25 protein-coding genes are annotated in these 26,754 nt (G+C 63.0%); 16 read left to right on the forward strand and 9 right to left on the reverse strand.

Translation table 11 applies throughout. From position 1 onward, the window contains the following. Nucleotides 1–256 precede the first annotated feature (256 nt). The gene (locus ACVOMB_RS17380; protein WP_481532322.1) at nt 257–1,429 is read right to left on the reverse strand and encodes an acyl-CoA dehydrogenase family protein; all 1,173 of its coding nucleotides are present in this window, start codon (nt 1,427–1,429) and stop codon (nt 257–259) included. Nucleotides 1,430–1,531: 102 nt separating this feature from the next. On the opposite strand from ACVOMB_RS17380, the gene ACVOMB_RS17385 reads away from it, so the two are divergent. From ACVOMB_RS17385 to ACVOMB_RS17405, 5 genes are all read left to right on the forward strand, one after another. After that, nucleotides 1,532–2,461, forward strand: coding sequence for an ArsR/SmtB family transcription factor (locus ACVOMB_RS17385; RefSeq protein ID WP_481532323.1), 930 nt, complete (start codon nt 1,532–1,534; stop codon nt 2,459–2,461). A gap of 24 nt (nt 2,462–2,485) precedes the next feature. Next, nucleotides 2,486–3,565, forward strand: a complete 1,080-nt coding sequence (locus tag ACVOMB_RS17390; protein ID WP_481532324.1) for a homocysteine S-methyltransferase family protein — start codon at nt 2,486–2,488, stop codon at nt 3,563–3,565. A gap of 10 nt (nt 3,566–3,575) precedes the next feature. Continuing rightward, on the forward strand, nt 3,576–4,178 hold the full coding sequence (locus ACVOMB_RS17395) for a short chain dehydrogenase (RefSeq protein ID WP_481532325.1): 603 nt from the start codon (nt 3,576–3,578) through the stop codon (nt 4,176–4,178). After that, entirely contained in the window at nt 4,178–6,973 is a 2,796-nt protein-coding gene (gene metH, locus ACVOMB_RS17400; RefSeq protein ID WP_481532326.1) for a methionine synthase, read from the forward strand. Before ACVOMB_RS17395 ends, metH begins: the two co-directional genes overlap by 1 nt. A gap of 72 nt (nt 6,974–7,045) precedes the next feature. Continuing rightward, nucleotides 7,046–7,729: a hypothetical protein gene (locus ACVOMB_RS17405; RefSeq protein WP_481532327.1), complete on the forward strand. Its 684-nt coding sequence runs from the start codon at nt 7,046–7,048 to the stop codon at nt 7,727–7,729. Between the two features lie 27 nt (nt 7,730–7,756). Here ACVOMB_RS17405 and ACVOMB_RS17410 read toward each other — a convergent pair whose 3' ends face one another. Then, entirely contained in the window at nt 7,757–8,656 is a 900-nt protein-coding gene (locus ACVOMB_RS17410) for a LysR substrate-binding domain-containing protein (protein ID WP_481532328.1), read from the reverse strand. 92 nt (nt 8,657–8,748) lie between these two features. Here ACVOMB_RS17410 and ACVOMB_RS17415 point away from each other — a divergent pair, with 92 nt between their 5' ends. From ACVOMB_RS17415 to ACVOMB_RS17425, 3 genes are all read left to right on the forward strand, one after another. Beyond that, the gene (locus ACVOMB_RS17415; RefSeq protein ID WP_481532329.1) at nt 8,749–9,420 is read left to right on the forward strand and encodes an ankyrin repeat domain-containing protein; all 672 of its coding nucleotides are present in this window, start codon (nt 8,749–8,751) and stop codon (nt 9,418–9,420) included. Nucleotides 9,421–9,472: 52 nt separating this feature from the next. Then, nucleotides 9,473–10,924, forward strand: a complete 1,452-nt coding sequence (locus tag ACVOMB_RS17420; protein WP_481532330.1) for an amidohydrolase family protein — start codon at nt 9,473–9,475, stop codon at nt 10,922–10,924. Nucleotides 10,925–11,434: 510 nt separating this feature from the next. Next, on the forward strand, nt 11,435–12,625 hold the full coding sequence (locus tag ACVOMB_RS17425; RefSeq protein ID WP_481532331.1) for an MFS transporter: 1,191 nt from the start codon (nt 11,435–11,437) through the stop codon (nt 12,623–12,625). Between the two features lie 162 nt (nt 12,626–12,787). Here the strand turns inward: ACVOMB_RS17425 and ACVOMB_RS17430 are convergent, their stop codons facing one another. From ACVOMB_RS17430 to ACVOMB_RS17455, 6 genes are all read right to left on the reverse strand, one after another. Continuing rightward, the gene (locus ACVOMB_RS17430) at nt 12,788–14,851 is read right to left on the reverse strand and encodes an acyltransferase family protein (protein WP_481532332.1); all 2,064 of its coding nucleotides are present in this window, start codon (nt 14,849–14,851) and stop codon (nt 12,788–12,790) included. 62 nt (nt 14,852–14,913) lie between these two features. After that, on the reverse strand, nt 14,914–15,564 hold the full coding sequence (locus tag ACVOMB_RS17435) for a DUF2058 domain-containing protein (RefSeq protein WP_481532333.1): 651 nt from the start codon (nt 15,562–15,564) through the stop codon (nt 14,914–14,916). Nucleotides 15,565–15,572: 8 nt separating this feature from the next. Continuing rightward, nucleotides 15,573–15,812: a SlyX family protein gene (locus ACVOMB_RS17440; RefSeq protein WP_481513831.1), complete on the reverse strand. Its 240-nt coding sequence runs from the start codon at nt 15,810–15,812 to the stop codon at nt 15,573–15,575. Then, nucleotides 15,805–17,154 carry a UDP-glucose dehydrogenase family protein gene (locus tag ACVOMB_RS17445; RefSeq protein ID WP_481532334.1) on the reverse strand — a complete coding sequence of 450 codons (1,350 nt, stop codon included), beginning with the start codon at nt 17,152–17,154 and terminating at the stop codon, nt 15,805–15,807. Before ACVOMB_RS17445 ends, ACVOMB_RS17440 begins: the two co-directional genes overlap by 8 nt. 26 nt (nt 17,155–17,180) lie before the next feature. Further along, a complete protein-coding gene (locus ACVOMB_RS17450) occupies nt 17,181–18,161 on the reverse strand; it encodes an FKBP-type peptidyl-prolyl cis-trans isomerase N-terminal domain-containing protein (RefSeq protein WP_481532335.1) in 981 nt (326 codons plus the stop codon). 85 nt (nt 18,162–18,246) lie between these two features. Beyond that, nucleotides 18,247–18,813, reverse strand: a complete 567-nt coding sequence (locus ACVOMB_RS17455) for a glutathione peroxidase (protein ID WP_481532336.1) — start codon at nt 18,811–18,813, stop codon at nt 18,247–18,249. Nucleotides 18,814–18,941: 128 nt separating this feature from the next. Here ACVOMB_RS17455 and ACVOMB_RS17460 point away from each other — a divergent pair, with 128 nt between their 5' ends. From ACVOMB_RS17460 to ACVOMB_RS17490, 7 genes are read left to right on the forward strand one after another with little or no spacing between them, the layout of a single operon-like run. Further along, entirely contained in the window at nt 18,942–19,184 is a 243-nt protein-coding gene (locus ACVOMB_RS17460; protein ID WP_481532337.1) for a hypothetical protein, read from the forward strand. 3 nt (nt 19,185–19,187) lie between these two features. Continuing rightward, nucleotides 19,188–19,550 carry a GntR family transcriptional regulator gene (locus ACVOMB_RS17465; RefSeq protein WP_062166162.1) on the forward strand — a complete coding sequence of 121 codons (363 nt, stop codon included), beginning with the start codon at nt 19,188–19,190 and terminating at the stop codon, nt 19,548–19,550. Continuing rightward, a complete protein-coding gene (locus ACVOMB_RS17470) occupies nt 19,547–20,419 on the forward strand; it encodes an ABC transporter ATP-binding protein (protein ID WP_481532338.1) in 873 nt (290 codons plus the stop codon). The genes ACVOMB_RS17465 and ACVOMB_RS17470 overlap by 4 nt, the downstream gene beginning before the upstream one ends. Next, nucleotides 20,416–21,396, forward strand: coding sequence for an ABC transporter permease (locus tag ACVOMB_RS17475; RefSeq protein WP_481532339.1), 981 nt, complete (start codon nt 20,416–20,418; stop codon nt 21,394–21,396). Before ACVOMB_RS17470 ends, ACVOMB_RS17475 begins: the two co-directional genes overlap by 4 nt. Nucleotides 21,397–21,423: 27 nt before the next feature. Next, complete coding sequence (locus ACVOMB_RS17480) at nt 21,424–22,248, forward strand: DUF4097 family beta strand repeat-containing protein (RefSeq protein WP_481532340.1); 825 nt, start codon at nt 21,424–21,426, stop codon at nt 22,246–22,248. Between the two features lie 29 nt (nt 22,249–22,277). After that, nucleotides 22,278–22,862 carry a DUF2884 family protein gene (locus ACVOMB_RS17485; RefSeq protein ID WP_481532341.1) on the forward strand — a complete coding sequence of 195 codons (585 nt, stop codon included), beginning with the start codon at nt 22,278–22,280 and terminating at the stop codon, nt 22,860–22,862. Nucleotides 22,863–22,916: 54 nt separating this feature from the next. Further along, the gene (locus ACVOMB_RS17490) at nt 22,917–23,345 is read left to right on the forward strand and encodes a hypothetical protein (protein ID WP_481532342.1); all 429 of its coding nucleotides are present in this window, start codon (nt 22,917–22,919) and stop codon (nt 23,343–23,345) included. Between the two features lie 230 nt (nt 23,346–23,575). On the opposite strand, the gene ACVOMB_RS17495 is transcribed toward ACVOMB_RS17490, so the two are convergent. Next, a complete protein-coding gene (locus ACVOMB_RS17495) occupies nt 23,576–24,985 on the reverse strand; it encodes a class II fumarate hydratase (protein ID WP_481532343.1) in 1,410 nt (469 codons plus the stop codon). A 203-nt stretch (nt 24,986–25,188) separates the two neighbouring features. Here ACVOMB_RS17495 and purB point away from each other — a divergent pair, with 203 nt between their 5' ends. Next, on the forward strand, nt 25,189–26,571 hold the full coding sequence (gene purB, locus ACVOMB_RS17500; RefSeq protein ID WP_481532344.1) for an adenylosuccinate lyase: 1,383 nt from the start codon (nt 25,189–25,191) through the stop codon (nt 26,569–26,571). Nucleotides 26,572–26,754 lie beyond the last annotated feature (183 nt).

Raw genomic sequence — 26,754 nt, forward strand, 5'->3', positions numbered from 1 at the left:
GGGTGTGTGGTTGTTTTTTTTTTTGTGTTTGGCCGGCCCCCCCGCCTTTCTTCTTTTTTAACCCCCCCCCCCCCCCCCCCCCCCCCCCCCCCCCCACTACAGTTTGTGGGAGCGGCTTAAGCCGCGAAGCTCGTACCCCATCAGATTGCCTGGGTGGTCTAACGCCCAATGCTGTCGGCTTCGCGGCTTACGCCGCTCCTACAAGAGGCTGCATTGCTGGGAAACCCAATGCCGAGCATGGCTCGGCACTACAGATTCAGCGCACGCCGGTTTCGTTACGCGCGATGACCAAGCGCTGGATTTCCGAGGTACCCTCGTAGATCTCGGTGATCTTGGCATCACGGAAATAACGCTCCAGCGGCATCTCCTTCGAATAGCCCATGCCACCGTGGATCTGCACGGCCTGGTGGGCGATCCACATCGCTGCCTCGGACGCGGTCAGCTTGGCTACCGCCGCCTCGGTGGAGAAGCGCTTGCCCTGTGCCTTGGTCCAGGCGGCGCGCAAGGTCAACAGCATCGCTGCATCCAGCTTGCACTTCATGTCTGCGATCTTTGCCTGGATCATCTGGAAGCTGCCGATCGGCGCGCCAAACGACTTGCGGTCCTTCACGTACGCCAGCGACGCCTCGTATGCTGCACGGGCGATACCTACCGCCTGCGAAGCGATGCCGATGCGCCCCGAATCCAGCAGGCTCATCGCGATCTTGAAGCCCTCGCCTTCCTTGCCGATCACATCTTCGGCTGCAGCAACGTAGTCCTGGAACTCGATCTCGCAAGTTGCCGACGCACGCACGCCCAGCTTGGGCTCGGTCTTGCCACGGCCAAAACCGGGCTTGCTGGTGTCGATCATGAAAGCGGTAATACCGCGCGAGCGTTGCTCCGGGTCGGTCATCGCAAACAACACGATGTAACGAGCCACCGGGCCGGAGGTGATCCAGCTCTTCTGGCCGTTGATCACGAACGAACCATCAGTCTGTTTGACTGCGCGGCAGCGCATTGCGGTCGCATCGGAGCCGGACTGCGATTCGGTCAGCGCGAACGCGCCAATCTCGCTACCTTCGGCAATCGCGCGCACGTAGGTCTGCTTCTGCGCTTCGGTGCCATAGCCCAGCACGGCGTTGCAGAACAGCGAATTGTTGACCGACATGATGGTGGCATGCGCCGCGTCGGCAGCCGATACCTCGACGATCGCCAGCACGCTGGAAATCGGGTCCATGCCAGAGCCGCCGTACTCGACCGGCACCTCGATGCCCATCAAGCCGTTCTCACCCAGCAGACGGATGTTGTCCAGCGGGTACTCACCGGTAGCGTCGAAATGCTCGGCGCTGGGGGCGATCTTCTCTTTGGCGATGCGGCGCGCGACGTCCTGCAGCATCAGCTGCTCGTCGGAAAAACTGAAGTCCACTACACCCCTCCCAGGGTTTATCAAGTTGCGATTGTAACCATCGCAACCCCATTCAGCCTATGCATCGCCTTGACCGAAACTGGCAACACAGGGAGAATATCTCTATATCGCGATAGGTAGATATTTATGGATCTGGAAGACTGGTCGACCCGTCTGAAAGTGTTCGCCGATGCGACGCGCGTGCGTTTGCTGACGTTGTTGGAACAGGAAGAATTGACCGTGGCCGAGCTGTCGGCCATCACCACGCTGGCCCAGCCACGCGTGTCCACCCATCTGGCCAGGCTCAAGGAAGCCGGCCTGGTGCGTGATCGCCGTGCAGGCGTCTCGGCGTATTACCGCTTTGACGAGGCCGCACTGGACCCGGCGCAGCGCGCATTGTGGCATGCCTTGAGCAGCGGCAGCGACGACCCGCTGCTGCGCCAGGACGCCGAACGCGTACCGGCAGTGCTTGCCATGCGCGCTGCCGACCAGAACTGGGCCGACAGCGTCGCCGGTGACATGGAACGCCACTACTCGCCGGGCCGTACCTGGGAAGCCATGGCACGCAGCGCCCTGCCCTTGCTGGAAACCGGTGACGTTCTCGACATCGCGTCCGGCGACGGCGTGCTGGCCGAGCTGCTGGCCCCGCACGCACAGCGCTACGTCTGCATCGACACCAGCGCCCGCGTGGTGGCTGCTGCCAGCGAACGCCTGCGCAAGCTGCCCAATGTGGAGGTGCTGGAAGGCGACATGCACAAGTTGCCGTTCGCCGATGGCAGCTTCGATCTGGTGGTGATGATGCACGCCCTCACCTACGCCACCCAGCCAGCCAAAGCCGTTGCCGAATGCGCCCGCGTGCTGCGCCCGCAGGGTCGGCTGATGCTGTGCAGCCTGGCCCGCCACGAGCACAAGGCCGCAGTCGAGGCCTATGGCCACGTCAACCTTGGCTTCACCGGCAAGGAGCTGCGCAAGTTCGTCGAAAAGGCCGGGCTTGAGGTTTCCAGCCTGGAGACCGTGACCCGCGAAAAGCGCCCGCCGCATTTCGAAGTGATCTCACTGATCGCGCATCGTCCCTGATCCCCCTACCTGGTTGATTGCCCCATGCACGCCCTGCCCTGGCTCCATCCCGACCGCGTCGCCAAGCTGCTCAGCGCGCTTGAACAGCGCATCCTGATCATCGACGGCGCCATGGGCACGATGATCCAGCGCCATCGTCTTGAAGAAGATGATTATCGAGGTACGCGTTTCGCTGGCGGCTTCGACAGCCAACACGTGCATGGCGCAGGCTGCGAGCATGACCTCAAGGGCAACAACGACCTGCTGCTGCTGAGCAAGCCGGAAGTGATTGCCGGCATCCACACCGCATACCTCGAAGCCGGTGCGGATCTGCTGGAAACCAATACCTTCAACGCCACCTCGGTCAGTCAGGCCGATTACCACCTTGAGCATCTGGTGTACGAGTTGAACAAGGCTGGCGCGCAAGTGGCACGCCAGTGCTGCGACGCGATCGAAGCAATCACACCGGACAAGCCGCGCTTCGTGATCGGCGTGCTCGGCCCAACCAGCCGCACCGCCTCGATCAGCCCTGACGTCAACGACCCCGGCTTCCGTAACACCAGCTTCGACGAGCTGCGCGCCACCTACCGCGAAGCCATCGATGGTCTGATCGACGGTGGCGCCGACACGCTGATGGTGGAAACCATTTTCGACACGCTCAACGCCAAGGCGGCCCTATTCGCCATCGAGGAAGTGTTCGATGCGCGGGGTGGTCGCCTGCCGATCATGATCTCCGGCACCATCACCGATGCCTCCGGCCGTACCTTGTCCGGGCAGACCGCTGAAGCGTTCTACGCCTCGGTCTCGCACAGCGAGCCACTGTCGATCGGTTTCAACTGCGCACTGGGCGCTACCGACATGCGTCCGCACGTGGAAACGCTGTCACAGGTGTCCAGCGGCTATGTCAGCGCCCACCCGAACGCCGGCCTGCCCAACGCTTTTGGCGAGTACGACGAAACACCCGAGGAAATGGCAACTACGCTGAAGGAGTTCGCACAGTCCGGGTTGTTGAATCTGGTCGGCGGCTGCTGCGGCACCTCGCCCGATCACATCCGCGCCATTGCCGAAGCCGTAGCCGGGTTGCCGCCGCGTGCGCTGCCGCTGGCCGCAGACAAGGCCGCTTGAGGACCAATCGATGAAAAAAATCCTCCTCGTCGGTGCCAGTGGCACCCTGGGTTCGGCGGTTGCGCAACATCTGCAGCAGCACCATCAAGTCATCACCGCCTCGCGTTCGGACCCGCTGCACAGCGTTGATCTGGGCAGCGACGACAGCGTGACCGCACTGCTGCAGGCAGTCGGTCCGCTCGACGCTATCGTCGCCACCACCGGCAGCGTCCACTTCGGGCCGCTGACGGAAATGAGCCCTGCGCAGTTCGCGCAGGGACTGCACGACAAACTGCTGGGCCAGGTGCGCCTGGCCTTGCTGGGCCAGCATCATCTGCGCGATGGCGGCAGCATCACCTTGACCACCGGCATCCTCACCGAGCAGCCGATCGCCCAAGGCGCCAGTGCCACCAGCGTCAACGCCGCCATTGAAGGTTTCGTTCGCGCCGCCGCACTCGAGCTGCCGCGCGGCCTGCGCATCAACGCAGTAAGCCCAAGCGTGCTGAGCGAAGCGCTGGATGCCTATGGCGATTTCTTCCCCGGCTTTGAACCGGTCACCGCCGCCCGCGCCGCACTGGCCTACCAGCGCAGCATCGATGGCATCGCCAACGGACAGGTCTTCAAGGTCTGGTAATGAGCAACGACACCGCAACCCACTACACCCGTCTGTCTGGCCTTGAACCGCTGGTCATCACCCCTGACCTGCTGTTCATCAACGTCGGCGAGCGTACCAATGTCACCGGCAGCGCGCAGTTCCGTAAACTGGTCAAGGAAGAACGCTACGAGGAAGCCGTTGACGTCGCCCGTCAGCAGGTCGCCAGCGGTGCGCAGATCCTCGACGTCAACATGGACGAGGGCCTGATCGATTCCGAAAAGGCGATGGCGCGCTTCCTCAACCTGATCATGTCCGAGCCGGATATCGCCCGCATTCCGGTGATGGTCGATTCGTCCAAGTGGAGCGTGATCGAGGCCGGCCTGAAATGCCTGCAGGGCAAGAGCGTGGTCAACTCGATCTCGCTCAAGGAAGGCGAAGAACTGTTCATCGAACACGCGCGTCTGGTACGCCGCTACGGCGCCGCTGCGGTGGTGATGGCGTTCGATGAGGTTGGCCAGGCAGATACCTGCGAGCGCAAAGTCGAGATCTGCACCCGCGCCTATCGCATCCTGACAGAGCAGGTCGGCTTCCCGCCGGAAGACATCATCTTCGACCCGAACATCTTTGCCGTGGCCACCGGCATCGAGGAACACGACAACTATGCGGTGGACTTCATCGAAGCCACCCGCATCATCAAGCGTACGCTGCCGCATTGCCATGTGTCCGGCGGCGTATCGAACGTATCGTTCTCGTTCCGTGGCAACGAAACAGTGCGACAGGCGATCCACTCGGTGTTCCTGTACCACGCGATCAAAGCCGGCATGGACATGGGCATCGTCAATGCCGGTGCGATGCCGATCTATGACCAGCTCGACCCGGAACTGCGCGAGCGCGTCGAGGATGTGATCCTCAACCGCCGCCGCGACGGTACCGAGCGCCTGCTGGAGATCGCCGAACGCTACAAGGGCAAGAAAGGCGAGAAGAAAGTCGAAGACCTGGCCTGGCGCGAACGCCCGGTACGCGACCGTCTTGCCCACGCACTGGTGCAAGGCCTGGATGCCTGGGTTGAGGAAGACACCGAAGAAGCCCGCCAGCAGTCCAGCCGTCCGCTGGATGTGATCGAAGGCGCGCTGATGGATGGCATGAACGTGGTCGGCGATCTATTCGGTGCCGGCAAGATGTTCCTGCCGCAGGTGGTGAAATCCGCACGTGTGATGAAGAAGGCCGTGGCCTATCTACTGCCCTTCATCGAAGAAGAGAAGGCGCGCACTGGTGAAGTCGGAAAGTCCAACGGCAAGATCATCATGGCCACGGTCAAGGGTGACGTGCACGACATCGGCAAGAACATCGTCGGCGTGGTGCTTGCCTGCAACAACTTCGAGGTGGTCGATCTTGGCGTGATGGTGCCGGCACAGAAGATTCTGGATGCCGCCCGTGCTGAGAATGCCGACATCATTGGCTTGTCTGGTCTGATCACCCCGTCGCTGGAAGAAATGAGCCACGTCGCCAAGGAAATGCAGCGACAGGGCTTCGAGTTGCCGTTGATGATAGGCGGCGCGACTACCTCACGTGCGCACACCGCGTTGAAGATCGACCCGTTCTACAGCGCGCCGACGGTATGGGTGAAGGATGCATCGCGTGCGGTCGGCGTTGCCCAGTCGCTGATTTCTCGCGAGTTGCGCGCCAACTTCGTCGCCGCCAACGATGCCGACTACGCCGATATCCGCCAGCGCCACCGCAACCGCGGTGACGCCAAGCGTCTGGTCTCGCTGGAGCATGCGCGTGGTCAGCGCTTCACCTGCGACTGGAGCCAGTACACCCCGCCGACGCCGAATCAGCCGGGCGTGCATGTGTTCGACAACTATCCGTTGGAAGATCTTGTTCCAGTCATCGACTGGACGCCGTTCTTCCAAGCCTGGGAATTGGCCGGCAAGTACCCGGCGATCCTGACCGATGAGATCGTGGGCCCGCAGGCCAGTGATCTGTTCGCCGATGCGCAGGCGATGCTGAAGCGGATCGTGGATGAGAAGTGGCTGACGGCCAGAGCTGTGTTTGGGATTTGGCCGGCGAATAGCAACGGCGACGATGTGCAGATTTCCCTTCTCCCGCTTGCGGGAGAAGGTGCCCGAAGGGCGGATGAGGGCAAGCTTTTGGCTCCATCGCTTGTGCCGTCTACCCTCACCCCACCCCCTTTCCCGGAGGGAGAGGGGCTGGAGCAACAAACCCTCCACTTCCTCCGCCAACAAGTCGACAAGCCTGCCGAGCGCCCAGACTTCTGCCTGGCCGATTTCATCGCGCCGGTAGACAGTGGCAAGCAGGATTGGATTGGCGCATTCGCGGTCACCTCCGGCATCGGCATCGATGAACACGTTGCCCGCTTCGAAGCCGACCACGACGATTACAACGCGATCCTGCTCAAGGCCTTGGCCGATCGTTTGGCCGAAGCCATGGCCGAGCGCCTGCACCAGCGCGTACGCACCGAGTTCTGGGGCTACGCCAAGGACGAGCAGCTCGACAACGAGGCTCTGATCGCCGAGAAGTACAGCGGCATCCGCCCCGCCCCCGGTTACCCGGCCTGTCCCGAGCACAGTGAAAAGCAGACCATCTTCCAGCTGCTGGACGCCGAAGGCATCGGCATGTCGCTGACCGAAAGCTTCGCCATGCTGCCCACCGCAGCGGTGTCCGGCTACTACTTCAGCCACCCGCAGAGTCAATACTTCGTGGTTGGCCGAGTGTCGCGCGAGCAGGTCATCGACTATGCCAAGCGCAAGGGTGTGGAGCGGGCGCAGGTGGAGCGCTGGCTGGCCTCCAACCTGGATTACGATCCGGAATAACTTGCAACTACTGGCGGCGACAAGCTCGCCGCCAGCGCCTATCCTGCCCCCAACCCTCCAAGCCCAGAGCCCATGCAAAGCCGCAATGCCGAGCTGATCCGCAAGCACGCCGCGCCCGGCCGCATCGGCCTGTGCGGCACCGATGACTGGGTCGGCAAGGCAATCCGCAAGGCACAGGCGCCGCTGACCCAGGACGGCCACCGCAGCCTGTGGTCGCACGCGTTTCTGTTCAGCGAGCAACGGCTGGACGGCCACTGGTGGGTATTGGAATCGGATCTGGACCTGCGCAATCGCCAGCTGCGGCTGGGCGCGCAGGAAAACCGCGCCGATCGCTACTTCGACGACGAAGCCTTCCCGAACCTGGCCATCCTCGATTTCGGTCTGGATGCTGCACAAACCCATAAGGTGCAGATTGCCGCACTGGACCTGCTATCAGGGCTCTCCAGTTATTCGCTGAGCGAACTGGTCGGCACCTTGTTTGCGATGCACAGCACCCGCCTGCGCCGGCGCAGCAACCTGCTGTCCAAGGAAGGCGCCTTGTATTGTTCTGCAATGGTGCAGCACTGCTACGCCGCCGCCGGCGTTGACCTGCTGCCCGGCGTACATGGCAAGAACGTCGCACCGCAGGACATCTACGATGCCGCGCTGCCACACACCACCCATTCGTTGATCCGCGACCTGGGCATTTCCAGCCTGCGCCGCTTCACCCATAGCGCCAAAGAGCTGCTGGATACGCCGGTCGAAGACCTGTTCTAACGCAGCTGGCGATAGCTGCCGCCGAACTCAGCCCATTTCCTGCTCAAGCATCTGGATCAGCAACGCGGCCAAGGCCTTGGCTTCCGGATCCGCTGAAGGACGGTGCAGGACTGCCAGCTCGACGCTGTCGATCCGCGGCAAGCCAGTCTCCAGCCCCAGCACCACATGCCCGGCTGTCATCGCGCGCGCCGGCAACAAGCTGATGCCCAAACCATCGGCAACCGCTGACTGGATGCCGCCGAGGCTGGAGCTGGTGAAGCTGATGCGCCAACGCCGACCCAGGCTTTCAATCGCACCGATCATGTCTTCGCGGTACATGCCACGCGGCGGAAACGCCACCAGCTGCACCGGCTCCGTCCCGAATGACGGACTGCTGGCACTGTCCACCCAGCACATCGGTTCCGGCCAGCACGCCACACCCTCACGGCTGCCACGACGTTGCTTGACCAGGATCAGATCGAGCTCGCCGCGGTCGTAGCCCTCGGCCAAGGCGCGGCTCAAGCCGCTGCTGACCTCCAGCTTCACCCGTGGATAGGTCCTGTTGAATTCGGCCAGTACCGGCGTGGTACGCCCGGCAGCGAAGTCTTCCGGCACGCCCAGCCTGATAACCACCGCCGCACCATCGCCCGACAAGGCTTCTGCCAGCTGCTCGTTGAGCGACAACATACGCCGGGCGTAGCCCAACACGGTCTCGCCGATGTCTGTCGGTCGTACATCGCGCACCCCACGATCAAGCAGGCGATGGCCGGCAAGATCCTCCAGCCGCCGCACTTTCTGGCTGACGGTGGACTGGGTGGAATGCAGACGCGCGGCCGCTGCGGTGAAACTGCCGCAGTCGGCCACCATCACCAGAGCCCGCAGCAGATCCAGCTCGAAGTAGGCCCTATTTGTTTTTGAACTGGACTCGACCACGACATTTAATTTCACGATGGCTCGCCGCACTTGTAGCATCGCCTGCAGGTTTGGGCAAACGCCCCTCCCCCGCCGCAAGCGCACAGAAACCCGGACAGAGGCAGGCAATGACCGTAGAGAACTGGATGACCGCCCCGGCATTGGTCGCCGCGCTAGTTGCATCCAGCAGCGTCGGCGCCAGCACAGCCACCGCGGAGCAGTTGCAGCGGGCGGCCGAAGCCGGCGACGGCCCACGCATCGCGGTATTGCTCGGCCAAGGCAGCAGCATCGACAGCCGCGATGCGAGCGGACGCACCCCCCTGCTGATCGCCATCCGTGCGCGGCAGATGGAAGCTGCGCGCGTATTGATCGCCGCAGGGGCCGATGTCAACGCAAAAGATCAGCTCCAGGACAGCCCCTATCTCTACGCCGGTGCCAGCGGGCAAACCGAAATCCTGCGCATGACCATCGCCCACGGTGCCGACCTGCGCAGCACCAACCGCTATGGCGGCACCGCCTTGATACCCGCAGCCGAACGCGGCCATGTCAGCACGGTGCAGCTGCTGATCGAGGCCGGCGTCAACGTCGACCACATCAACAACCTGGGTTGGACCGCCTTGCTGGAGACCGTCATCCTTGGTGACGGCAGCCAGCGGTACGCACAGATCACCCGATTGCTCATCGCCGCCGGCGCCGACGTCAACCTTGCCGATGCGCAGGGCGTCACGCCTCTGGCACATGCGCAGCAACGTCGGCAAACCGCTGTTGAGCACCTGCTACGCGCAGCAGGTGCTCGTTGAAGCACTCCACGCACCCGAACTGCCCCGCAATCGCCTACCTCTGGAACCACCGATGAAGACCACGCTCGGCCTGCTGCTGACCACACTCGCAGCAACCATCTCGCCCGCAATCGCCGCCCAATCCCAGGCGGACGTAGTGATCCGCCATGCAACCGTGATCGATGTCGAACATGGCCGCGCGATACCCGACCAGAGCGTCGCCATCCGTGATGGCAGCATCGTCGCCGTCGGTGACGATGCACGCGTGGGCACGCAGTGGCGGGCGACCACCGCCATCGATGGCCGCGGCCGGTACCTGATACCCGGCTTGTGGGACATGCACGTCCACTTTGGCGGCGGCCCGGCACTGGTGGAAGAGAACAAGGCCCTGCTGCCACTGTACGTGGCGCATGGCATCACCACGGTGCGTGATGCGTCCGGTGATCTGGCCGAACAGGTGTTGTCGTGGCGTGGGCAGATCGCCAGTGGTCAACTGTTCGGCCCGCAGTTGTTCACCTCCGGCGCCAAGATCGAAGGCCTGGCGCCGGTCTGGAAGGGCACGATTGAAGCAGGCGACAAGGCAGGCGTGGACGCCGCGCTGGATCGCGAGCAGCGCGACCAGGTCGATTTCGTGAAAATCACCGACAGCACGTTGAAGCCGGAGCTGTTCCTGTACGCGGTCAGCCAGGCCAAGGCACGCGGTCTGCGCAGTTCCGGTCACGTGCCGATGGCATTGACCGTGGGTCAGGCCATCGAGGCCGGCATGAGCTCGATCGAGCATCTGGATTACGCCTACAAGGCTGGCGTGAAGGACGAAGCCGCGATCGCCGCTGAGTTCGCCGCTGGAAGCATCGACCGCGCAGAAGCCAACCGCAGGCTGCACGCAGGCTTCGACCGCGCCACCGCAATGACTGCTTACCGTCGTTTCGCCGAACTCGGCGTCGCAGTAACCCCTACCTTGGACGGTGGCCGCATCGTCGACTTCCTCGATGTCCAACCGCGCGACAAGGACCCCTACCTGGCCTATATCGGCCCGGGGCTGCGCGAAACCTATAAGTGGCGTGTCGAGCGCGCCGCCAAGGCCACGCCGGCGCAGATCGAGGCCCGCCACGCGCATTACGCACAGGTCGCTGCGGTGCTGCCGATGCTGCAGGAAGCTGGTGTGCGCATCATGGCGGGCACCGATGCGGGCTTTCTGAACTCCTACAACTTCCCCGGAATCGGCCTGCACAACGAGCTTGCGTTGTATGTACGCGAAGGGCTTACCCCCGTGCAGGCACTGCAATCGGCTACCCGCGCTGGCCCAACGTGGTTCGGCAAGCTGGACCGCTACGGCGCGGTCGCCGAAGGCAAGGCGGCGGATCTGGTTTTGCTGGACCGCAACCCCCTGCAGGACATTGAAGGCACGCGCGCGATCAATACCGTGGTGATGCGCGGCAAGGTCTACGACCGCGCTGCACTCGATGCCATGCTGGGCGATGCCAAGGCGCAGGTTGCCGAGTGGAACGCGCAGGCAAAGCCCTGATATCTGTGCCCTCCGTTCCCGTCCAGGAACGGGGCACGCACGCACCGAGCTGTACCCGTAGCCCCGTTCTTTGTGGGAGCGGCGTGAGCCGCGAAGCAAGAGAATCATCAGATCGCACAGGCACCTGGAACTTCAGCAACGCCAGCTTCGCGGCTCACGTCGCTCCCACAGTCAGAGGCCGCCCCTACCGGGCAACACGCACACCCGCTGTTTGTTGGAGCCGCGTAAGCCGCGAAGCAGGAACATCATCAGATCGCATAGGCATCTGGAACTTCAGCAACGCCAGCTTCGCGGCTGACGCCGCTCCCACAATCGGTTGTCAACTGGCTCACGCCGCTTGGCGAAAGCTGACAACATTGCACCAGCAGACGTTCGGTTCACCCGAAACAACGGGAATCAGCCGGATCGCCACTCTGCGAACTGCCATCCAAAGCCAGCAAAAGGCACAATAGCGGCAGCGGTGCACGGCGCCGCCCCCCTTTGCCTGCCCAGCGCGTCCAGCGCCTTCCCATGACGTCCGTTGCCTTGCCATCACAAGCCGTGCCGACCGCACGCTTGTCGAGCTTCTACTTCTTCTATTACGCCGCGCTTGGTGCGTTCACACCGTACTGGAGCCTGTACCTGCAGTCGCGCGGCATGACCGTCACCGCCATCAGCGTGATGATGAGCCTGTGGTATGCCACCCGGGTGATCGCGCCCAGTACATGGACATCACTGGCGGCCGTTTCGCCGCATCCGATCCGCTGGCTACGCGTGGGCTGTGTACTGACCATCGTCTGCTTCGCCGGCTTCCTGGTGCCCGCACCGCCGTGGACGCTGTACGCGGTGATGATCGCGTTCTGCTTCTTCTACAACGCGGTCATGCCGCAGTTCGAATCAATCACCCTCACCCATCTGGGCGCGGACAGCCATCGCTACGGCATGATCCGGGTCTGGGGCTCGGTGGGCTTCATCATCGTCGTCACCTTGTTCGGCTGGCTGATTGAAAAGCACGGTGCCAGCAAACTGCCGTGGCTGATGTTGCCGCTGTTCGTGCTGCTGACCGGTTCGGCCTTCCTCAACCGTTATGCGCGCAACATCGGCGCACGCAGCCAACACGACGCAGGCTTCTGGAGCATCGTGCGGCAGAAACCGGTGATGGCCTTCTTCATCGCCGCCTTCCTCGAACAGCTGTCGTTCGGCCCCTACTACACCTTCTTCTCGCTTTACATGGACCAGCACGGTTACAGCACCTCGCTGCTCGGCCTGATGTGGACCGTCGGCGTGGTATTCGAAGTCGCCGTGTTTTTCCTGATCGCCCGCTTCTTCCGCCGCTGGGATGCCAGCTGGCTGCTGATCATCTCCATGGCCAGCGCCGTGCTGCGCTGGTGGGCGACCGCGCTATGGCCGGAGAACCTGCCGGTGATGCTGGTCGCGCAGACCACCCATTGCCTGGGCTTCGCCGCGTTCTTCGCCTCGGCAATGCAGCTGCTGGCGCGCTACTTCCCAGGCAATCTCAATGGCCACGGCCAAGGCCTGTTCTACGGTTTTTCATCCGGCCTGGGCGGCGTGCTCGGCGCGCTGATCGCCGGCCAGCTGTGGCAGTTCGGTGATGGCAAGGTCGCCTTCATCGTCGGTGGCTGCTTCGCCCTGCTCGGCACCCTGATCGCCTGGTACTGGCTGCCGCCGTCGCGACAAGCGCGCAGCGGCGGTTCAACCTAGTACTGCTGTTGCCGCAGGTAAACCGCACCGCTGCTCAACTATCCGCAGGCTGTCGCGCGAACAGCTGCGATCAATCCGAACAACGCCTTGGTCTTTGCCGTCAGCATATCTGCCACGGCGGCCATCACATTTGCCTCATGCGAATGGCCACAAACCAGCGCCTCAGCGGTCCAGCGAAGCTTGATGCTGACGGAACGATGGCAGCAGTGCGCGATTGCCATGACCACTCAGATGGTCACCATCAAAGAACAGCGGTTTGCCGTCGTCATCAGGCCGGCACACCTGCCCCGGACACAGCCCAGGCAACGGATCCCAGACAGTTGCACCCGGCAGCGCCTGCGCTACCTGTAGCAGGCTGGACAAGGCAGGTGCCCGCAGCGCTTCCATTCGTTCGCGCGCAACTGACATGCCGTTCACGCAGATCGGATTGCCGCGATTGAATGTGTCCGAACAACGGAACGGGGGCGCCCCCAGCACCGGTTTCGGCGCTTCCAGCACGATCCGCACGCCGCGATCGGCCAAGGGTTTCAGTGCGGCAATTGCAGCGTGCACCTCCGCCTCCCGCTTTGCCGTACCCACCCCACTCTGCACCGCGACAAATGCGTACTGCTGATCCAGCAAGTCATATTGTTCAACCAGCCTTGGTACCCGAAGGCCGGGGAGGAACAGCACATCGCCGGCGCGGGCCTGCACAGCTACATCTGCGAGAGTGTGGGACACATAGGCGTCACAGCCCGGATCGGCCTGCTGCCGGCCTTGCAGCCCAACCAACGCACAGCCAGCGTTCGCATACAGGCGGACCTGCCCGCCATCGAGCAAGACCAAGCGACGCAACATCTCTCTGTAAGCCAGCGCGTGTGAATCACCCGCCACGAACAGGCGTCGCTCGCCGCCCTTCCCCGCAGCGCACTTGCCACGCTCGAACTGCTGCACCTGACCACCTGCGACCGGCAGACGCGACACCACCAGTTCGCAATCAGGAAATTCTTTTTCCAAATCCTTTGCATACGGGTACCAGTCCTGCGGATGGCGACTGACCGTACTCAAGGAGATGTGCTTGGCAGCGCGCTCCAGTTGTTTCTGCACGCCCATACCCAGCAGCAACACCAACACGCCGCCGGCCACCCAACGCAGATCCGAGCCACGCCAGCGCCTTCCAAAGCGCAGCGGCTGTTCGATCCATCGCCAAGACAACCAAGCCAGCAATGCAGTGCAGAACAATGCCAATACCCCCGTAACCAGCGAGTCCAGGCCAAGCGTCCAGCGGAACAGTACGAATACCGGCCAATGCCATAGATATAGCGAGTACGACATCCGCCCTATCACCAGCATCGGCCGCGCCGACAGACTGCTGCCAATCCAGCCGGAGGCGGAACGGTGCAACAGCCCCAGCAACCCCAACGTGCCGAGTACCGGCCACAAGCCATCGATCCACGGTGAGTGGCCGGGACGCGCAGCCCACAAACCGTAGGCCAGCAAGCTGGCGCTGCCCAACTGCAACAGCAGGGACCAAAGCCCTGCTGGGCCTGCTTTACTGTTTGCACGCCCACGCATATCGAGCAGCTGGAACAGCAGCACGCCCGCACCCAACTGCCAGAACCGCGTGGTGGTCTGATAGAAGGAGGCGATCTCGTGCCCTCCCTGCAGCGCGCGGCTTATCGCAAACAGCAGCGACCCAACCGTGGCCAAACCAAACAGCAGCATCGACAGGCCCCGGCCACGCCCGCCCTTGGACCAGGCCATGAACAACAGCGGGAACAGCAGGTAGAACTGCTCCTCCACACCGAGCGACCAGGTGTGCGTGTATGGATTGAACTCACTGCGTGGTGAGAAGTAGTCATTGCCCGTGCCCGCCAACACCCAGTTGCTCAGCCCGACAAAGGCCATGCGTCCAGTCTTGCCACTGGTTTCGCTGAGCCAGGACTCGGGAATGAACAAGGTGCTCAGCAGGCCGGTAGCCAGCAGACACACCAACAGCGCCGGCATGATCCGGCGGATGCGTCGCGCATAGAAGGCCAGCATCCCCTTCCAGCCGATGAACCCGGAAGACCGCGCCACCGAAGCGCTGACCACATAGCCGGAGATGACGAAGAAGACATCCACACCGGTGAAGCCACCCGGCAACCAGCTCGGATTGAGGTGGTAGAAGATGACGGCGAGTACGGCGATGGCGCGCAGGCCGTCAACGTGGGGCAGGTAGCCTTGCTGCTTCAACTGTCCCTGCATTGTTTTCCCCGCTAAAAAAACGGGCGCCAGCGGCGCCCGTTATCTGCATCATAGCCAATCGCTTACCAGACCAGATCGTCCGGCACCTGATATTGCGGGTCCGCGTACGGATCAGCATCTGCCGGAGCATTAGGGTCAACCTTCAGCGCCACGGCCTGGGCGAAAATCTCCTCGGCCTGCGCCAACACCTCGGCAGTCACCAACAGGTAGCGACCGTTCTGCTGCAGCACGCCGAGCTCGCCGGCGTTGAGCGCCTTGAGCTGTTCGGCATTGACGTAGACGCGCTTGATCTTGCCGCCGTACGGAAAGTGACGGGCGATGTCGGCATTCGGATCATTCAGACCCTTGTCCTTGATCAACTCGTCGAGCTTGGCACGCGCTTCGCGACGCAGGCGTGCTTCTTCCTGCTTTGCCTGTTCGGCCTGGATGCGCTCGTCCTTTTCCTTCTGCGCACGGATCGCATAGGCCTTGGCCAGGTCGATGTCTTCCTGTGAGCGCGGCTTGCGCGGACCCTGCTGCGGCCTGCCCTGCCCTGGCTTGCCCGGATGGGGCGGCTTGCCTGCATGGGCAGGCTTGTTGCCTGCCTGCTGCGGCCGGCCTTGGCCAGGCTTGCCCTGCGGGCGGCCGTCACGGCGCACTTCCGGCTTGCGCTCCGGCTTGGGAGCAGGTTTGAAGCCCAGCCCTAGCAGCTGGTCACGAATATTGTCACTCATAGGAAATATCAGTAGTGCGGGGGCGGTGGTTCATCGGCAGCATCGGCATACAACGTCGTGCGTACCTTGCCCAGGTCATCAAGTAAGTGGCGCAGCAGATCGGCATTGCGTGAGCCCTGCATACGGGCATCAGCCAATGCTTCGCTCATCTCCGCCAGTGCGTGCTCCTGGAAAGAGACGCGCATCTCCAGCTCAACCAAGCGTGCTTCCAGCGCTTGTTCGCGCTGCTCGGAAGTTGATTCATGCATGTACGGAACGTCCTCGACCAATGCCGTAATACGCCAGGCCTGCGGCTTCGATTTCAGCCGGGTCGTAGAGGTTACGGCCATCAAATACCACCGCATCACCAAGCGCTTCGCGCATGCGCGCAAAGTCCGGGCTGCGGAACTGCTTCCACTCGGTGACTACCACCAGAGCGTCCGCATCATGCAGCGCTGCAAAGGCGGAGTCGCAGAACACCAGGTCCTCACGCTCGCCAAAAACGCGACGGGCTTCGTCCATGGCTTCTGGATCAAACACCTGCACCTTGGCACCGGCTTCCCACAACTGCGCCAATACACGCCGGCTCGGCGCCTCGCGCATATCGTCGGTGTTCGGCTTGAATGCCAGGCCCCACACAGCGAACGTCTTGCCGCGCACACCTTCGTCTTCACCGCGGTCGTAATGCCGCTGGATCAACTCGAACAGATGGCCCTTCTGGGCGGCGTTTACCGCCTCGACCGCGTTGAGCAGTTGTGGCTGGTGGCCATGCTGGGCAGCGGTACGCGCCAGTGCCTGCACGTCCTTGGGAAAACAGGAGCCGCCATAGCCGGCACCGGGATAAATGAAGTACCAGCCGATGCGTGGGTCAGAGCCCATGCCCTGGCGCACCTGCTCAATATCGGCGCCTACGCGCTCGGCGATATTGGCAATTTCATTCATGAAACTGATCTTGGTCGCCAACATCGCATTGGCGGCGTACTTGGTCAGCTCGGCCGAACGCACGTCCATTTCAACAACACGGTCGCGGTTGCGGTTGAACGGCGCGTAGAGGCGTCTCAACACAGTGACGGCGTGCGCGCTGTTGGCACCAATGACGATGCGATCCGGGCGCATGCAATCTGCGACCGCATCGCCTTCTTTCAGGAATTCGGGATTGGAGACCACATCGAAGGCGATCTCCTGGCCGCGCGCTGCTAGCTCTTCAGCAATGGCAGCACTAACCTTGTCAGCGGTACCTACCGGTACCGTCGACTTGTTGACCACTACCGTGGGCCGTGCCAGATGGCGGCCGATGGTGCGGGCCACCGCCAGCACGTACTGCAGGTCGGCGCTGCCGTCTTCATCCGGCGGCGTACCGACCGCGATGAAGATCACTTCACCGTGGTCGATGGCCTTCGCCGCATCGGTGGTGAAGGCCAAGCGCCCGGAGGCGTGATTGGCCTTCACCATCGGCTCCAGGCCAGGTTCGTAGATCGGGATGATGCCCCGCTCCAGACCGTCGACCTTGGCCTGGTCGATATCGACGCAGACCACATCGTGCCCTACTTCCGCCAAGCAGGTCCCGGTAACGAGACCCACATAGCCGGTTCCGAAAATAGCTACACGCATGGTTGCGCCTACTCCGTAACTCAGCCTTACGGCATGATGCCCAGCAGCTCGACGTCGAAGCTCAACGTCGCGTTCGGGCCAATCGGACCACCCTGGGTACCGGCTTCGCCGTAGGCCAGTTCGCCCGGAATCCAGAAGCGGTACTTGGAACCGACCGGCATCAGCGCCACGCCTTCGGTCCAGCCCTTGATGACCTGGTCCAGACCAAAATCAACCGGCTGACCGCGCTGGTAGCTGCTGTCGAACACTTCGCCGTTGAGCAGCTTGCCTTCGTAGTTCACACGCACGCGGCTGCTGGCCATCGGGCGCTCACCGCTGCCGGCGCGGATCACCTGATACTGCAGGCCCGAAGCGGTGGTCACCACGCCCGGCTGGGTCTTGTTCTTGGCGAGGAAAGCATTGCCTTCTTCACGGTTGGTCTGAGCGGCCTTGCCGGCCTCAGCCTTCATTTCAGCTTCCTTGGTGGCGCTGAATGCCTGCAGCACGCCCTGCGCCTGCTCGTGGGTCATCAGCGGGGTGCCCTTGGCGAACACGGTGCTGATCGCCTGGAACACGGAATCCAGATCAATCTCATTCTTGATGCGTGCCAGCGACGGGCCAACGGCAAAGCTGCCCAGCATCAGGCCGACCTTTTCGCGATCAACCGACGGCGGTGCACTGCCCGGTGCCATGCCCGGAACCTGCTGGCCCGAACGGGCCATCATCACGGTGCGCAGTGCCTGATCGGTCTTCTGCGCATCTTCCTGCGACAACAGCGGCTGGCCGCCAGCAAATGCGTTCTCAACAGCGCGGCGCATTGCGGCCACGTCTACTTCCGAGGCAACCGGCTCAAACGAGCTGGCCACGTCGATGCCGATGGCGTAACCAATCTTTTCACGATCCGAGGTCAAAACAGACTTCTCCTTGGTCGCCGCCGCAGCGGCAGGTTGTTGCGAAAAAACGACCCCGGGGGCCGCCATCGCCAAAATCAGAAGCGACGCAACCGCGCCACGCTTTCCCATCTTCATTCGCTGCATTCCTGGAAGTGAACAAACGCCACCGGCGGCGCGAGGGGCGATATTGTCGCACGCGCACCGCAGATGTCGAGGCACGTCAGCGCTGTGGCGCCGGTGCGGCCAGCGCGCGATCGATTGCAACGCGCAGTTCCGGGTCATCCGGCTTCACCTTGCTCGGGAACTGCGCCAGCACGCGTCCATCGCGTGAGATCAGATATTTATGAAAGTTCCAGCCCGGTGCCACGCCGCTGAGGCGGGTCAGGTCCTGGTACAGCGGCGTCGCTTCCGGCCCGATCACATGCACTTTCTCGAACATGGGGAACTTCACCCCGTAGGTAAGTGTGCAGAACTCCTGGATCTGCGCCTCGCTGCCCGGCTCCTGGCCTTTGAAATCATTGGACGGGAAGCCCAACACGGCAAAGCCACGCGGTGACAGTTCCTGTTGCAATGCCTCCAGGCCCTCGTACTGCGGGGTGAATCCGCACTTGGAGGCCGTATTCACTACTAACAACACCTTGCCGCCATACGCGCGATTCAGGTTTATCTCGTCCTTTCCAGCCAGCGAACGGTAGCTGCGGTCAAGCAACGGACCAGCGAGCGCATCCAACGCGCCACCAATGCCTGCAACAAAAGCAATTGAAATCAATAAATTACGAACTTTCATCAGAATCTCCTGGGCAGTGCAAGCAGGTTTGGGGCGGCATATGCCATCAGTTGGGTAGGAACCAGTTGCATGTCGGCGTGTCGGTGTTATAGTTGCATACAACACCAGCCACCCTACACAGGGGCCTCATGAACACCAAGCACGGCAGACACGCTCTCCACGCACTGATGGTCACAGGCACCTTGCTGTTGCTGGGCTGCTCTACCTCCCTCGGCAACGGCCTTGCCGATGCCAAGGATTATGCAGCCCAGGTGGGCGGTGATGGGCAGGATGCCGAGGAAACCCCCAAAGCGAAACGACCGGCCCGGCGTATGCGGACCAGTCTTTCGATGCCTTACTTTTCTTTCGCACAGCTGAATTCGCGGAGCTGACCCATGAGCGATATCCAGTGGAGCGATGGCGCTCCCATTTACCGCCAGCTGAAGGATCGCGTGATTGCGATGATGCTGGACGGGATCCTGAAGCCGGGCGACGCCCTGCCCTCGGTACGCCAGGTTGCGGCCGAGTACCAATTGAATCCGATCACCGTCTCGCGCGCCTATCAGGAATTGGCCGACGAGAACCTGGTCGAGAAGCGCCGTGGCCTTGGTATGTTCATGACCGAGGAGGCCGCACAGAAGCTGCGCGGCAACGAGCGTGATCGTTTTCTCAATGACGAATGGCCGGCCGTGCTGGAGCGCATCCAGCGCCTGGGCCTGACCATGAAAGATTTGCTGCCACCGGGGACCACTCTATGAACGCCGCCGTCGAAGCCGTCGTTTCCGCCAAAGGCCTGCGCAAGGCCTACAAGCAGAAGCCAGCGCTGGACAACACCAGTTTCACCATCGAACCGGGCCGTATCGTCGGCCTTATCGGCCCCAACGGTGCCGGCAAGACCACGGCGCTCAAAGCCCTGCTCGGCCTGACCTCGTTCGACGGCGACTTGCAGGTACTGGGCATGGACCCACGCAGCCAGCGCGATGAGCTGATGAATGATGTCTGCTTCATCGCCGACGTGGCGGTGCTGCCGCGCTGGTTGCGGGTCAAGGAGGCGATCGACTTTGTCGCCGGCGTCCATCCGCGCTTTGACCGCGCCCGCTGCGAACGCTTCCTGGCCAACACCAAGCTCAGCCCCAAGCAGCGCGTGCGGGAGATGTCCAAGGGCATGGTGGTACAGCTGCACCTTGCCCTGGTGATGGCCATCGACGCCAAGATCCTGGTGCTGGACGAGCCCACCCTGGGCCTGGACATCATGTACCGCAAGGAGTTCTACCAGCGCCTGCTGGAGGATTACTTCGACGAGCAGAAGACCATCATCATCACCACCCACCAGGTGGAGGAGATCGAGCACATCCTGACTGACGTGCTATTCATCCGCGATGGTTCGATCGTGCTGTCCTCCGACATGGAGGCACTGGCCGAGCGTTACACCGAACTACTGGCCTCGGCCGACACGCTGCAGGCCGCCCGCACCCTTGGCCCGATCGAAGAACGCGCCCTGCCATTCGGCAAGACCGTACTGCTGTTCGATGGCGCCAACCGCAATCAACTTGCCGCCATGGGCGAAATCCGCACCCCCGGCCTGGCCGACCTGTTCGTGGCCACCATGAAGGGAACCTACGCATGAACGCCGCTCACCACATCACCCCGCTCGGCAAGTTCAAGTGGCTGCTCAAACGCGAGTACTGGGAAAACCGGGGCGGCTTTGTCTGGGCCCAGGTCATCACCGGCGCCATCGCCATCCTGTTCGCCATCATCGGCGCACTGATTGGCGCGTTCGCCGCCCGCAACTCCGATGGCATCAACCATATGGGCGATGTCAGTGAGTACCTCAAGGTCATGGGCGCGTTCGGCGACGGCCTGTTGCTGGCGGGCATCTTCCTGGCCTCGCTGATCCTGGCCTTCGTGGTGTTCTTCTACGCATTGGGCAGCCTCTACGACGACCGCCGCGACCGCAGCGTACTGTTCTGGAAGTCATTGCCGGTCTCCGACACCCAGACCGTGCTATCCAAGGCACTGTGGGCGCTGGTGTTGGCACCACTGATCGCGATGGCTATCGGCTTGGCTGTCGGTCTGGTGCTTTGGGTAGTCGCCATGCTCGGCGCGGCCGGTGCAGGCGCCACCAGCCCCTGGGCCATCGCCACCCACTCCCACCCGTTCCGCATCCTCGGCCTGGTCCTCAGCACCCTGCCGGTGAGTCTGCTCTGGGCGCTGCCAACCGTAGGCTGGCTGATGTTCTGCTCGGCGCTGGTGCGGACCAAGCCGTTCCTGTGGGCGGTACTGATCCCGCTGCTGGCCTGCACCATGATCAGCATCCTCGGCGCCATGCCGGGTGTGAAGCTGCCGCTGGGCTGGATCTGGTACACCGTTGCCTACCGCGGGCTGCTCAGCGTGTTCCCGTCATCGTGGCTGCCACGCGGACTAACCGACACCAACATCAATGAGAACGACCTGCAAACGCCTGCCGACATGGTGCAGTGGCTGCTACAACACCACAGCCTGAGCAAGGTATTGTCCAATCCTGACATCTGGATCGGCGCTGTGATCGGTATCGCCCTGATCGTGGCCTCTGTTTACCTGCGCCGCCGTCGCGACGACATCTGAAGCTCGATCAGGAGAATGTTCATGCACATGCACAAGACTTTTGTACTGGCCGCATTGCTGGCTGCGCCGGGCGCAGCCTTCGCCACCCAGCCCTGTGCGGTAACCGCACCGCAGTCGTTGGACCTGGATCTTGGCAACAGCAAAATCGTGTTGTTCGAGGTGAACAGTCATGATCTGCGCCTGCAGGCCAGCCCCGGCGCAAAGGCCGCACTCAGCGGACGTGCCTGCGCCTCCAGTCAGGAACTGCTGGACCAGCTCTCGCTGACCCAGCGCAAGGACGGTGACAAGCTGATAGTGACGTTGCAGCGCAAAAACCAAGGCCTGAACTTCAACTTCGGTAACAGCTACTCCTACCTGGACCTGACCGGCAGCCTGCCCGATGACGTCCTGGTGCAGCTGAAGGTCGGCTCGGGCGATGCTAGCCTGGCCGGCGCGCAGAGCATGAGCGCCGATGTGGGTTCGGGCGATGTCAGTGCACGCGACATCAAGGGCCTGGCCACGGCGGCGGTGGGTTCAGGTGATGTCGAGTTCAACAACATCGGCTCGCTCTACCTGCTGTCGGTAGGCTCCGGCGACGCCAAGGTCAACGGTGTACGTGGCGATGCGCGGGTAGGCAGCGTTGGCTCCGGCGATGTTGAACTGAAGGGCGTACAAGGCGCGGTCAGCATTGAGAGCATCGGCTCCGGCGATGTCGACGTTCGTGACAGCCGCGGCGCGGTGCGCCTGGGCTCGCTGGGCTCGGGAGATCTGGATGTCCGTGGCGCAGCCAGCCTCAAGGTTGACCGGCTTGGCAGCGGCTCGGTGAATCATTCCGGCATCAGCGGCAGCGTCGATCTGCCGAAAAAGCGCTAACTCCTTCCAATTGCAACGGAACGCACTCCATGAAGACCCTCAACGCATCCCTGCTCGCCTTGGCCTTGGCAATCCCGTTGGCCGCCTGCGGCGAAAAGCCGGCCGCCAACGGACCGGCTACCGATACCACCGTTGGTGCCAAAGTCCGCGAGGCCACCGATAAGGCCCGCAAGGAAATGGCCGAGGGCAATATCAGCATCGGCCACGATGGCGCCAACGTGGAGCTAACCCCGACCGGCGACCTGCTGATCAACGGCACCTCCATTCCGCTCAACGACAGCCAGCGCGCCATCACCCTGCGTTATCGCACGCAGATGCTCGGCATTGCCGAAGCCGGCATCGACATTGGTGTGCAAGGTGCCAACCTGGGTGCGAAGGCCGCGGGTGAGGCAATCAAGGGCATCTTCTCCGGCAACTCCGACAAGATCGAAGAGCGCATCAATGCCGAGGCGGACAAGATCAAGGCCAGTGCAGCCAAGCTTTGCGACCAGTTGCCAGCCATGATGGCTACCCAACAGCAACTGGCTGCGGCCGTGCCTGAGTTCAAGCCGTACGCAAAGATGGACCAGACTGATATCGACGACTGCCGCAACGGCAACTCGCAGTCCTTCTGACCTGTACAGGTGGGGGCGGTAGAATGACCGCCCCCGTCGTTGCTGCCCGCCACCATGAACAAACTGCTGTTGCTGATCCTCGTTGCCTTCGCCACCCTGGCCACCGGCTGTGATCGCGAAAAGTACGCCGAGCACCGCAGCGAACGCAGCAAGCCCAAGACCGAGGTCACCCTGGAGCGCATCGCCATCCGCCGCGCGCCCTACCCGAACCTGGACATCCTGCCGGACGGCCGCCTGCGCGTTGATGACATCGTCATCCCCTTGAATGCCGAGCAGCAGGAGCTGCTGCACACCAGCTACGTCAAGCTGCAGATCCTGCGCCAGAACACCCTGGTGGACGCCGATCCGGCACTGGCACAGGAACGCACACTGCCGCTGCAGATCCCGGAAGGTCAGTCGCCATTCCCGCCGGACCTGGCCCAGCAGATCCCCGAATTCGAAAAGTACGGCGAAGCCCTGGCCAACCTGCGCGCCCTGCGCTGAGACCTGTAGTGCCGACCCATGGTCGGCAAGGGGCTTTACCAGCAATGTCGATGTAGTGCCGAGCCATGCTCGGCAGAGGCTTTACCAACAAAGCCTGCAAGAGCGGCATGCGCTGCGAAACCGCCAACACCCGAAAGGCCTAGAAGCCAACCCCTCCCCAGCCCTCCCCTTCGCTGCGCGAAAGGGATGGGGTAGAGCGCAACGCCGACCATGGATCGGCACTACGCTCCTCAATGGTCGTGAATGCCACCCAAGGTCAACGCCGCCGGATCCAGCAGACGCTTCAACTCGGCCTCGGACAAACCGCTGTCCTCCAGCGCCACCTCCAGCACCGGCCGCTGCTCCTTGTAGGCGCGCTTGGCAATCGCCGCCGCTTTTTCGTAGCCGATGATCGGGTTCAGCGCGGTCACCAGGATGGGATTGCGCGCCAAGGCCTCACGTACCCGCTCCTGCTTGACCACCAGACCCACGAACACCTTGTCGGCCAGCAGATTCATCACGTTGGACAGCAGCTGGATCGAATCCAGCAGATTGGCCGCGATCAACGGCAGCGCCACGTTCAACTGGAAATTGCCGGTCTGCCCGGCCACGGTGATCGCCGCATGGTGACCAATCACCTGCGCAGCCACCATCACGGTTGCCTCCGGAATCACCGGATTGACCTTGCCCGGCATGATCGAGCTGCCCGGCTGCAGGGCCGGCAGCTCCACTTCGCCCAGGCCTGCCAGCGGGCCGGAGTTCATCCAGCGCAGGTCATTGGCGATCTTGATCAAGGCCACCGCCAGCGCGTTGAGCTGGCCTGACAGCTCGACCGCGTCGTCCTGCGCAGCCAGCCCTTCAAACTTGTTGGCCGCACTCTCGAACTTGACCCCGGTGCTGAGCGACAGCGCCCGTGCCACCTTGCCGCCAAAGCGAGGATCGGCATTGATGCCGGTGCCGATCGCGGTGCCGCCCAGCGGCAAGCGACGCAGGCGCTTCAAGGCATCCTCGATCCGCCCTTCTGCCGAGGCCAGCTGTGACGACCAGGCGCCGAACTCCTGAGCGAAGGTCAGCGGCATCGCGTCCATCAGATGGGTGCGGCCGGTCTTGACGATCTTGCCCAGGGTGCGCGCACGCTTATCAATGGTCTTGCGCAGGTGCTTGAGCGCCGGCAGCAGCGATTCCACCACTTCAAGCTGGGCCGAGACGCGAATGGCGGTCGGGATCACGTCATTGGAGCTCTGCCCCAGATTGACGTGATCGTTGGGATGCACCGCGGTCTTGCCGGCCTTGCCACCGTGGTTGGCCAGGGTTGCGATGACCTCGTTGGCATTCATGTTCGACGAAGTACCCGAGCCGGTCTGGTAGACATCGATCGGGAACTGGCTGTCATGCGCGCCGATCGCCACCTCGGTCGCCGCCGACTGAATTGCCTTGCCCACGCCCTTGGGCAGTAAGCCCAGGCCGGTGTTCACCTCAGCCGCTGCGCCCTTGATCAGGCCCAGGGCGCGAATGAAGGCGCGCGGCATGCGTTGCCCGGAGATCGGGAAATTCTCTACGGCGCGCTGGGTCTGCGCACCCCATAGGGCCTCGGCAGGCACCTGCAGTTCGCCCATGCTGTCGTGCTCGGTCCTGAAACCGTTCTTGGAAGCCTTGCTCATCGTCAACTCCGCACCATCTGATTGTTGGGAAAAGGGAAGCTGCGGCTGGCAATGGGCAGGCTTCCCTGGCTGGCGGCTGCCGACACCATACTCGCCACGCCCAGCAATGGCACCTGCGGCCGACGGGATTCAATGACCCGCCAGCGGCCGTTGCCCCGGCAGCGTAGAATATGCGCCCCCGCCACTGCCCAAAGCCTGCCGCCATGACGGATACGTCCCGCCAAGAAGCCGCCCTGCTCGCCCTGTCCCCGCTTGATGGCCGTTATGCCGGCAAGGTCGACGCATTGCGCCCGATCTTCTCCGAGTACGGCCTGATCAAGGCCCGCGTCAAGGTCGAGATCGAATGGCTGCTGGCGCTGGGCGCCGAGCCGGGCATCACCGAGCTGGCCGACTTCTCGGCCGCCGGCAAGGCCAAGCTGCATGCACTGGCCAATGGCTTCTCGGTTGAGAACGCCGCCCGCGTCAAGGAAATCGAGCGCACCACCAACCACGACGTCAAGGCCGTGGAGTACTTCATCAAGGAGCAGCTCAAGGACGACGCCGAGCTGGCGCCGGCCTTGGAGTTCGTGCATTTCGCCTGCACCAGCGAGGACATCAACAACCTGTCCTACGGCCTGATGCTGGCTGAAGCCCGCGAAAAGGTGATCCTGCCCGGTTACAGCGGCATCGCCGCCTCGCTGCGCGCGCTGGCCCATGCCCAGGCCGAACAGCCGATGCTGTCGCGTACCCACGGCCAGACTGCCTCGCCGACCACCTTGGGCAAGGAACTGGCCAACGTCGTCGCCCGCCTGGAACGGCAGATCCGCCAGATCGGCGCGGTCGAGTTGACCGGCAAGATCAACGGCGCGGTCGGCAACTACAACGCCCACGTCGTGTCCTACCCGAACATCGACTGGCCGGCCTTCGCCGAGCGCTTCGTCACCTCGCTGGGCCTGGTGTTCAACCCTTACACCACCCAGATCGAGCCGCACGACAACGTCGCTGAGATCGGTGATGCCGCACGCCGCGCCAACACCATCCTGATCGATCTGTCGCGCGACATCTGGGGCTATATCTCGCTGGGCTACTTCAAGCAGAAGCTCAAGGAAGGCGAAGTCGGCTCCTCGACCATGCCGCACAAGGTCAACCCGATCGACTTCGAAAATGCCGAAGGCAACTTCGGCATCGGCAATGCCTTGTTCGAGCATTTCAGCGCCAAACTGCCGATCAGCCGCTGGCAGCGCGACCTGACCGATTCCACCGTACTGCGCGCGGTCGGCACCGCCTTCGGCCACAGCCAGGTGGGCCTGGAGTCGCTGGCCAAGGGTCTGGGCAAGCTGACCGTGAACCCGGAGCGTCTGGACGCCGATCTGGACGCCGCCTGGGAAGTGCTGGCCGAAGCCGTGCAGACGGTGATGCGCCGCCACGGCCTGCCGAATCCGTATGAGCAGCTCAAAGCACTGACCCGCGGTCACGGCATCACCGCCGATTCGATGCGCGAGTTCATCGAGACTCTGGAGCTGCCGGCCGACGCCAAGCAACGCCTGCGTGAGCTGACCCCGGGCGGGTATGCGGGTTTGGCGGCGCAGTTGGCCAAGGCGATCTAAGCCTCAAAACCCGAGAATGCCCGATACCAAGAGCCCCTCTCCCGCCTGCGGGAGAGGGGTTGGGGTGAGGGGAAGCTTCTAGGTGTAGTGGGGGGGGGGGGGGGGGGGGGGGGGGGGGGGGCGGGGGGGGGGGGGGGGGGGGGGGGGGGGGGGGGGATGGGAGGGTTTTTTAGGAACAAACAA

It is taken from the genome of Stenotrophomonas sp. STEN018 (assembly GCF_056760235.1).